Source organism: Streptomyces sp. SID3212 (genome assembly GCF_009865405.1).
GTDB lineage: Bacteria > Actinomycetota > Actinomycetes > Streptomycetales > Streptomycetaceae > Streptomyces.
In genome coordinates, this window is sequence record NZ_WWJY01000307.1 from 1 (window position 1) to 8,400 (window position 8,400).

Sequence of the window (8,400 nt, forward strand, 5' to 3'; positions counted from 1 at the left end):
TCACGCTCTACCACTGGGACCTCCCGCAGGAGCTGGAGGACGCCGGCGGCTGGCCCGAGCGCGACACGGCCTTCCGCTTCGCCGAGTACGCGGGCATCGTCGCCGAGGCCCTCGGGGACCGGGTGGGGAGCTGGACCACGCTCAACGAGCCGTGGTGCAGTGCCTTCCTCGGGTACGGCTCCGGCGTGCACGCCCCCGGCCGTACGGACCCCGCCGACGCCCTGCGCGCCGCCCACCACCTCAACCTCGGCCACGGCCTCGCGGTCCAGGCCCTGCGCGAGCGCCTCCCCGCGACCGCCCAGGTGTCCGTCACCCTCAACCTGCACCACGTACGGCCCCTGACGGACAGCCCGGCGGACGTCGACGCGGCCCGCCGTATCGACGGCACGGCGAACCGGATCTTCACAGGCCCGATGCTCGAAGGGGCCTACCCGGCGGACGTCCTGGCGGACACCGCGACCGTCACCGACTGGTCGTTCGTCCACGACGGCGACACCGCGCTGATCCACCAGCCGCTCGACTTCCTGGGTGTCAACTACTACTCACCGACGCTGGTCTCGCACCACACGGGACCCGCCGCCCACCGGTCCGACGGCCACGGCGCCAGCGAACACAGCCCGTGGCCCGGCGCGGACGAGGTCGCCTTCCACCAGACACCGGGGGAGCGGACCGCCATGGGCTGGACCATCGACCCCGAGGGCCTGTACGAACTGCTCCTGCGCGTCAAGCGGGACCACCCCGGCCTGCCGATGATGATCACCGAGAACGGCGCGGCCTTCGACGACTACGCGGGCCCCGACGGCGAGGTCCGCGACCCGGAGCGCATCGCCTACCTGCGTGAGCACCTGGCCGCCGTGCACCGCGCCATCGGGGCGGGCGCGGACGTCCGCGGCTACTTCCTCTGGTCGCTGCTCGACAACTTCGAGTGGGCGTACGGCTACGGCAAGCGCTTCGGCATGGTCTACGTGGACTACGCGACGCAGCGCAGGATTCCGAAGTCGAGCGCGCACTGGTACGGGCGCCTGACCCGCTCCGGCACGCTGCATCCGGCGTCGTAACGGCCCCTGTTCCTCCCTGTCCGTCGTCGCGCACCGGGCGGCCCTTCGCGGGTCCGTCCGGTGCGCGTCCTGGTTTCGGGTTGAGCTGTACATGGTCCGGGCTTGATCGGGCCTTGGCCAACGCATGTCCCTCCGATGAACAGTTGATAGGGAGAGTGGCTGCTTGTGTGTGGTGGCCATCTATCGGGCCCACCGCGCGCGTCCAACCACAACGCAGGGGGTTACATGAGATCCAGCCGACCGCGCCTGCGCGCCGGACTGGCCTGGGCGGCGACTCTGCCGCTCGTCGCCGGCGCTCTCGCACTCGGCGTCCAGTCCGCGGGTGCCGACACCGGCCCCGCCGGACGGGACACGCTCCACGGCACCAAGCCGCTCTGGGCGACGCAGAAGGCGGACCGGGGGAGCACCCCCGACGCGAACAAGGTCACCGCGCGCGTGTATCTCGCGGGCCGGGACAGCGCGGGCCTCGCCCGGCTCGCCCGGGAGGTGTCCGACCCCTCTTCCGCCTCGTACGGGAAGTACCTGAGCGCGAAGCAGGCAGCGGCGCGCTTCGGCCCGACCGCGGACCAGGTCGCCCGGGTCACCGCCTGGCTGAAGTCCGCCGGCCTCAAGGTGACGGGCACCCAGCCGCACTACCTCACGGTCACCGGTGACGCCGCGGCGGTGGAGAAGGCCTTCTCCACCCAGCTCCACAACTACGCCAAGGGCGGGCACACCTACCGCGCTCCGGTCGCCACCCCCTCGGTGCCCGACTCGCTGGACGGCGCGGTCCTCACCGTCACCGGGCTCGACAACGCGCCCCACAAGGCGAGTCACGACGACACGCTGCCGCCCCCCGACGCCGTGTTCCGCAACGCCGGTCCGTTCTCGACCTACTTCGGGTCGAAGACCGACAAGTCGCTGCCCTCGGCCTACGGTTCCAAGGCGTCGTACGCGATCAAGGGCTACACCGGCACCCAGCTGCGTGCCGCCTACGGCGCGAAGGACTTCACCGGCAAGGGCGTCACCGTCGCCATCACCGACGCGTACGCCTCGCCGACGATCGCCGAGGACGCGGCCACGTACGCCAAGCGCAACGGCGACAAGAAGTACCGCAAGGGACAGCTGTCCCAGGTGCTGCCGGCGGACTACAACAGCACGGAGGAGTGCGGCGCTTCGGGGTGGTACGGCGAGGAGACCCTCGACGTCGAAGCCGTGCACGCGCTCGCGCCCGACGCGGGCATCGTCTACGTCGGCGGCGCCTCCTGCCTCGACGACGACCTGCTGGACTCGCTGGGCAAGGTCGTGGACGGCCGGCTCGCCGACATCGTCTCCAACTCCTGGGGCGACCTGGAGTCCAACGAGACCCCGGCATCGGCCGCCGCCTACGACCAGGTGTTCCAGACGGGCGCAGTCGAGGGCATCGGGTTCTACTTCTCCTCCGGTGACGACGGCGACAACGTCGTCTCGACCGGCACGAAGCAGGTCGACATGCCCGCCAACTCCGCCTGGGTGACGGCTGTCGGCGGCACGTCGCTCGCCGTCGGCAAGAAGAACACCTACCAGTGGGAGACGGGCTGGGGCACGTACAAGGCCAACCTCTCGGCCGACGGCCGCAGTTGGACGGACTTCCCCGGCGCCTACACCTCCGGCGCCGGCGGCGGCACCAGCGTGACCGTGCCGCAGCCGTTCTACCAGCGGGGTGTGGTGCCCGGCTCGCTCGCCGGGGCCAACGGCTCCACGCCGATGCGGACCATCCCCGACATCGCGGCCGTCGCCGACCCGAACACCGGCTTCCTGGTGGGCCAGACCCAGACCCTGCCCGACGGCACCCAGGGGTACGACCAGTACCGCATCGGCGGTACGTCGCTGGCCGCACCGGTCATCGCGGGTGTCCAGGCCCTCGCCCAGCAGGCCAGGCACGGCGTGCCGATCGGCTTCGCCAACCCCGGCATCTACCAGCGGTACGGCACCTCCGCCTACCACGACGTGACCGACCACCCGCTGGGTGCCGGCCGTCAACTGGCCGTCGTGCGGAACGACTTCGCCAACAGCACCGACAGTGCCGACGGCATCCTCACCTCGCTCCGCAGCCTCGGCAAGGACAGCTCGCTGTCCGCCGTGGTCGGCTACGACGACGTGACGGGGGTCGGCACGCCGGCGGCCGGTTACGTGAACTCGTACCGCCACCGCTGACCGCACCCGCGTCAGCCGACCGCACAGCACAGCACCGCACCGCACCGACCGCCGGGCGGGCCGATCCACGGCCCGCTCGGCGGTCGGCGTTTCCGCGTGCGCCTCCGTCGGGGGAAAGCGGTTTCTGCCGCGGATCTGGACAGTCCGTTCACCCTGTGCTGTTCTGCTCATGCCAATTTGTTTTCCGTGCGGTCAATTCCCCGTGTCGCACAGGTGTCCCGCCCCCCAGCTCCCCCCACCCTCCTGAGGAGTCCGGATGCGCTTGACCCACCGCGCCGCTCTCGCCTGCGCCACGGCGGCGGCCTTCGCCGTGGTCCTGGTGCCCACCTCGCCCGCGCTCGCCGAGTCCAACGGCGGCGTACGCGTCATGCCGCTCGGCGACTCGATCACCGACGGATTCAACGTCCCCGGCGGCTACCGCACCCGCCTGTGGGAACGCGCCGCGGCGGACCGGCGGCGCACCGACTTCGTGGGCTCGCAGTTCAACGGCCCCGCCCAGCTCGGCGACCACGACCACGAGGGCCACTCCGGCTGGCGCATCGACCAGATCGACGCCCAGGCCACCCAGTGGGTCAGGGCCACCAATCCCAGGACCGTCCTGCTGCACATCGGCACCAACGACATCACCCAGAACCGCGACGTACCGGGAGCCCCCGCCCGGCTGTCCGCGCTGGTCGACCACATCACCGCCGCCGCTCCGAACGCCGACGTCTTCGTCACGAACATCATCCCGTTCTCGAACGCCACCTTCGAGACGAGGGCGAAGCCGTTCAACGCGGCCGTGCCCGGCATCGTGGACCAGTGGGCGAAGAAGGGCCGCAAGGTCCACTTCGTCGACATGCACAGCGCCCTTAACACCGCCGACCTCGCCGACGGCATCCACCCCAACGCCGGTGGCTACGCCAAGATGGCCGACCGCTGGTACGCGACCCTCCGCACCGGCCCCTGGATCTGACGGCCCCGCCGCACGCCTCCCTCACCGACCGCCACCCGTCCGGCCCTTCGCGGCGCCGCGCCGCTCCCGCCCCCGCCTGACACCATCGGAAGGACGGACCCGGGCGGGAGCGGAAGCCCCCTGGGCGGGAAGCACGGAGCGAAGGGCGGGACACGCGTGCCGGACAACCAGCGGCGCCGGACGGACGTGGTCGTGATCGGAGCGGGGATGGCGGGCCTCGCCTGCGCCACCGACCTGATCAGGGCGGGACGGTCGGTGCGCGTCCTGGAGGCCGCCGACGCGGTGGGCGGCCGGATGCGCACCGACCGGCACGAGGGCTTCCTCCTCGACCGCGGGTTCCAGGTCTTCAACACCGCCTACCCCCAGGTGAAACGCCGGATCGACCTGCGAGGGCTGCGCCTGCGGCCGTTCACCCCCGGCGCGCTGGTCCGGACCGAGGACACCACCCTGCGGTTCACCGACCCCAGCAGGCAGCCGGGCGCCGTGGCCGATCTGCTGCCGGGACGGCTCGCCCCCGGCCGCGATCTGCTGGCGCTCGGTCTCCTGACGGCCCGTGACATGCTCGGCCCCGTCGCCGGACTGAAGCGGCGGCCGGACCGTACGACCCTCACCGCCCTCGCCGACGCCGGCATCTCGCCCGACCTCGTCGAACGGTTCTTCCGGCCCTTCCTCTCCGGGGTGTTCCTGGAGGACGAGCTGGAGACCTCCTCGCGCTTCTTCCACCTCGTCTGGCGCAGCATGCTGCGCGGCACGCTCTGCCTGCCCAGCGCCGGGATCGGGGCCGTACCCGCCCAGCTGGCGGACGGGCTGCCGCCGGACACCGTCCGCCTGGAGACGCCGGTCGCGGAGCTGACCGACGACGGCGTCCGCGGCGAGGACGGTACGGAGTGGCCGGCGGACACCGTCGTGGTGGCGACGGGCCCCCGCGCGGCGGCGCGGCTCCTGCCGGGCCTGGACGTGCCCGCCACCCGCACGGTCACGACGTACTACCACGCGGCCCTCGCCCCGCCCCTGCGCGAACCGACCCTCCTGGTCGACACCCGCCGCCGCTTCCTCAACACCTGCGTGATCAGCGAGGCCGTGCCCGGCTACGCGCCCGCCGGCCGGTCCCTGGTCTCCACGTCCGTCCTCGGGCCGGAACTCCCGGGCCGGGAGGCCACGCTGCGCGCCGATCTGGCCGACGCCTACGGCGAGAGCACCAGCGGCTGGGAGCCGCTCGCCACGTATACGATCGAGGACGCCCTGCCCGCCATGCCCCCGCCCTGGCCGCTGTCCCGGCCGACCCGGACCGGGCCGGGTCGGTACGTGTGCGGCGACCACCGGGCCACCGGCTCCGTGCAGGGAGCCCTGGCGTCGGGGACCCGCGCGGCCCGTGACGTACTGGCGGCGGACAGCGCCCGGGACACGGCGGACGCACGACACGGCTGACGGACCCGGCCTCGACACGGTCCACGAGCGGGCCACGACGACGCACGAGCGGGCCACGACGACCCACGAGCGCCACGAACGCCACGAAGAAAGGGAAACCAGTGACCGGTACAGCCCCGGACCACCCCCTCAACGACGGTACGACGCTCCCCGCCGTCGGCCTGGGAACCTATCCGCTCAAGGGCGACGAGGCGGAGAACGCCGTCGCCGGAGCCCTGGAGCTCGGCTACCGGCTGATCGACACGGCCGTCAACTACCGCAACGAGGCGAGCGTCGGGCGGGGCATCGCCCGGTCCGGCGTGCCGGCCGAGGACATCGTCGTCACGACCAAACTCCCCGGCCGCGACCACGGTTTCGAGGAGACCCTCCGCTCGTTCGAGGCATCGCGCCGCGCCCTGGGCCTGGACCGCGTCGGCCTCTACCTCATCCACTGGCCGCTGCCGCGCGTCGGCGCGTACACCGAGTCCTGGAAGGCGATGGTCAAACTCCGCGAGGACGGTCTGGTGGCCTCCATCGGCGTCTCCAACTTCACCGCCGCCCACCTCGACCGCCTGGAGGCGGAGACGGGTGTGCTGCCCTCGGTCAACCAGATCGAGATGCATCCCCTGTTCCCCCAGGAGGAGTTGCGTGCGGTCCACCAAGCCAAGGGGATCCGCACGGAGAGCTGGAGCCCCCTCGGCCGCGGCACCGACCTGCTGGAGGACCCGGAGATCGGGGCCGTCGCGGAGGCGCACGGCGTCACCCCGGGACAGGTCGTGCTCCGCTGGCACCTCCAGGTGGGCGCCGTACCGATCCCCAAGTCGGGCAGTCCGGAGCGGCGGCGGCAGAACCTCGACCTCTTCGGCTTCGAGCTGACCGAGGACGAGATGACCCGGATCGAGTCACGCCCCCACCGCAGGCTCGGCGGCGACCCGGACCACCACGAGGAGTTCTGACCTCTCCGGCCGTCACACCCCCGCCCGGCCCGGGCTGTTGAACCGTGGACAAACAGCAGCGCACGCGCCGGTGAAACGGGCGATCCACCGCCCCCGGCGGCCGTACGGTGACCGGACCATCCGGACCGTCGGGGTGTTCCGGGGCGCGTGTTCAGGGGGGCCTGGGGACCGTGGAGTGGCTCAGTACGGAAAACGTCGTCGCGCTGGGCACGGCGCTGCTCGGCATTCTCGCCTCACTGGGCGTGCTCTGGTTCGAGCGCCGCGTGCCCGCCCACCGGCGCATCGGCTACCGGATCCAGCTGGACACGCCGGTCAGCAGCGCGGAACGCAGCGGCCGGGCCGGCGTGCGGCTCGGCTTCTTCCAGGAGAACCCACACCTCTCCGACGCCACACTGGTCCTGCTGCGCATAGAGAACGACGGCTCGCAGAGCATCGGTGACGGCGACTACACGGGACGTGAACTCCACGGCCTGACGGCGGTGTTCTCCTCCCGTACGATCCACGGTCTCGCGGTCACCACCCCGCCGGGCGAGGAGCACCTGCTGGACCACTTCACCACGGCCGCCGGTCTGCGGCACGCCGAGGACACCGTCTACCTGCCGCGCGTCCCGCTCAACCGGGGCCGGCACTTCAAACTCCTCGTCCTGCTCACCGGCGGCGCGGTCGGCGATCCGATCCGGGTCGCGGGCGGGCTCAGGGACGGCAACGTGTCCCTGAACCGCGCCACCACGCCGGACGACACCCCGCCGCTGTTCAGCAGGGCGTCCAGCATGATCACGGTGTTGCTGACCGTCTGCGTGGTCATCCTCGCCTCGATCATCGTCGTACGGGACGACGCGCCGCCCCCGATGGGCTGCGCGCGGGGGAGCCTGACCATCACCGGATCCACCGCGTTCGCGCCGGTCGCCGAGGACCTGGCGGCCAAGTACGAACGGGACTGCGAGGGCTCCACCATCACGGTGGACGCCCGCAGCAGCGCCGAAGGGGTCAGGGAGCTGGACGAGCGCGGCGCCGCCGCGAAGGGCGGGTCGCCCGCCCTGATCGCCCTGTCCGACGGTCCCAAGACGGCCGGCTTCGACCGGCTGCGCGAGAACCGGGTGGCGGTCTCCGTCTTCACCCTCGTCGTGAACGACAGCGTGCCGCTGAAGGGCCTCTCGACCACGGACGTACGCCGTGCCTACCGAGGGGACGTGTCGAACTGGAACCAGCTGCGCGGCTCCGACGGGGTACGCGGCCCCGACCTGCCGATCGTCCTGGTGAGCCGTAACGCGGAGTCCGGCACCCGGGCCATCTTCCAGCACCGGGTGCTCGACGCGTTCGAGCAGGCGTACTCCTCCACCGACTGCCGTCGCAAGGACGACACCACGGCCAAGGTCTTCCGCTGCGAACTCGGCAGCACCGACCGGGTCCTGGCCACCGTCGCCGACACGCCGGGGGCGATCGGGTACACGGACCTGCGCTCCGGATCCACCCCCGACGGACTCCACCCGCTGGCGCTCGACGGGCGGTTCGCGTCCGTGGACGCGATCACGGACGGAACGTACCCGTACCGCGAGATCGAGTACGCGTACACGTACGGCAATCCGCCGGACGACTCGCTCGTCTCCAGTTTCCTCAACTACCTGATGAGGGGCAGCGGCCAGGACGTGGTGCGTACGCACGGGCACCTGCCGTGCGCGTCACCGGAGGGGCTGCGGATCTGCGCGGAGATGGGGTAGGGACGGATCGGCCGCCCGGCCGCCCGGCCGCCCGGGGCTCGTGGGCTCAGTGGAACTGCGGGACGATCAGATACAGCCCGTAGAGCACGGCCGCGGCGCAGGCGAGGAAGCACAGCCCGGCGACGGCCACC

At 72.0% G+C, this 8,400-nt stretch carries 6 protein-coding genes; all 6 read left to right on the forward strand.

Translation table 11 applies throughout. The annotated features are described in order from the left end of the window. Window positions 1-1,058, forward strand: a 1,058-nt coding sequence (locus GT042_RS09435; protein ID WP_161308254.1) for a family 1 glycosylhydrolase, incomplete at its 5' end; no start/stop codon positions are given. Window positions 1,059-1,283: 225 nt separating this feature from the next. Next, window positions 1,284-3,233, forward strand: a complete 1,950-nt coding sequence (locus GT042_RS09440; RefSeq protein WP_161308255.1) for a S53 family peptidase — start codon at window positions 1,284-1,286, stop codon at window positions 3,231-3,233. Window positions 3,234-3,489: 256 nt separating this feature from the next. Beyond that, window positions 3,490-4,188, forward strand: coding sequence for an SGNH/GDSL hydrolase family protein (locus GT042_RS09445; protein ID WP_161308256.1), 699 nt, complete (start codon window positions 3,490-3,492; stop codon window positions 4,186-4,188). A 156-nt stretch (window positions 4,189-4,344) separates the two neighbouring features. Beyond that, on the forward strand, window positions 4,345-5,616 hold the full coding sequence (locus tag GT042_RS09450; RefSeq protein WP_161308257.1) for an NAD(P)/FAD-dependent oxidoreductase: 1,272 nt from the start codon (window positions 4,345-4,347) through the stop codon (window positions 5,614-5,616). A gap of 101 nt (window positions 5,617-5,717) precedes the next feature. Further along, window positions 5,718-6,551 carry an aldo/keto reductase gene (locus tag GT042_RS09455; RefSeq protein WP_161308258.1) on the forward strand — a complete coding sequence of 278 codons (834 nt, stop codon included), beginning with the start codon at window positions 5,718-5,720 and terminating at the stop codon, window positions 6,549-6,551. Between the two features lie 170 nt (window positions 6,552-6,721). Then, window positions 6,722-8,269, forward strand: a complete 1,548-nt coding sequence (locus GT042_RS09460) for a substrate-binding domain-containing protein (RefSeq protein ID WP_161308259.1) — start codon at window positions 6,722-6,724, stop codon at window positions 8,267-8,269. Window positions 8,270-8,400 lie beyond the last annotated feature (131 nt).

What these genes read in the sequence shown, in the direction of transcription:
- GT042_RS09440 (WP_161308255.1), top strand. Translation starts at nt 1,284, where the DNA reads ATGAGATCCAGCCGACCGCGCCTGCGCGCCGGACTGGCCTGGGCGGCG.
- GT042_RS09445 (WP_161308256.1), top strand. Translation starts at nt 3,490, where the DNA reads ATGCGCTTGACCCACCGCGCCGCTCTCGCCTGCGCCACGGCGGCGGCC.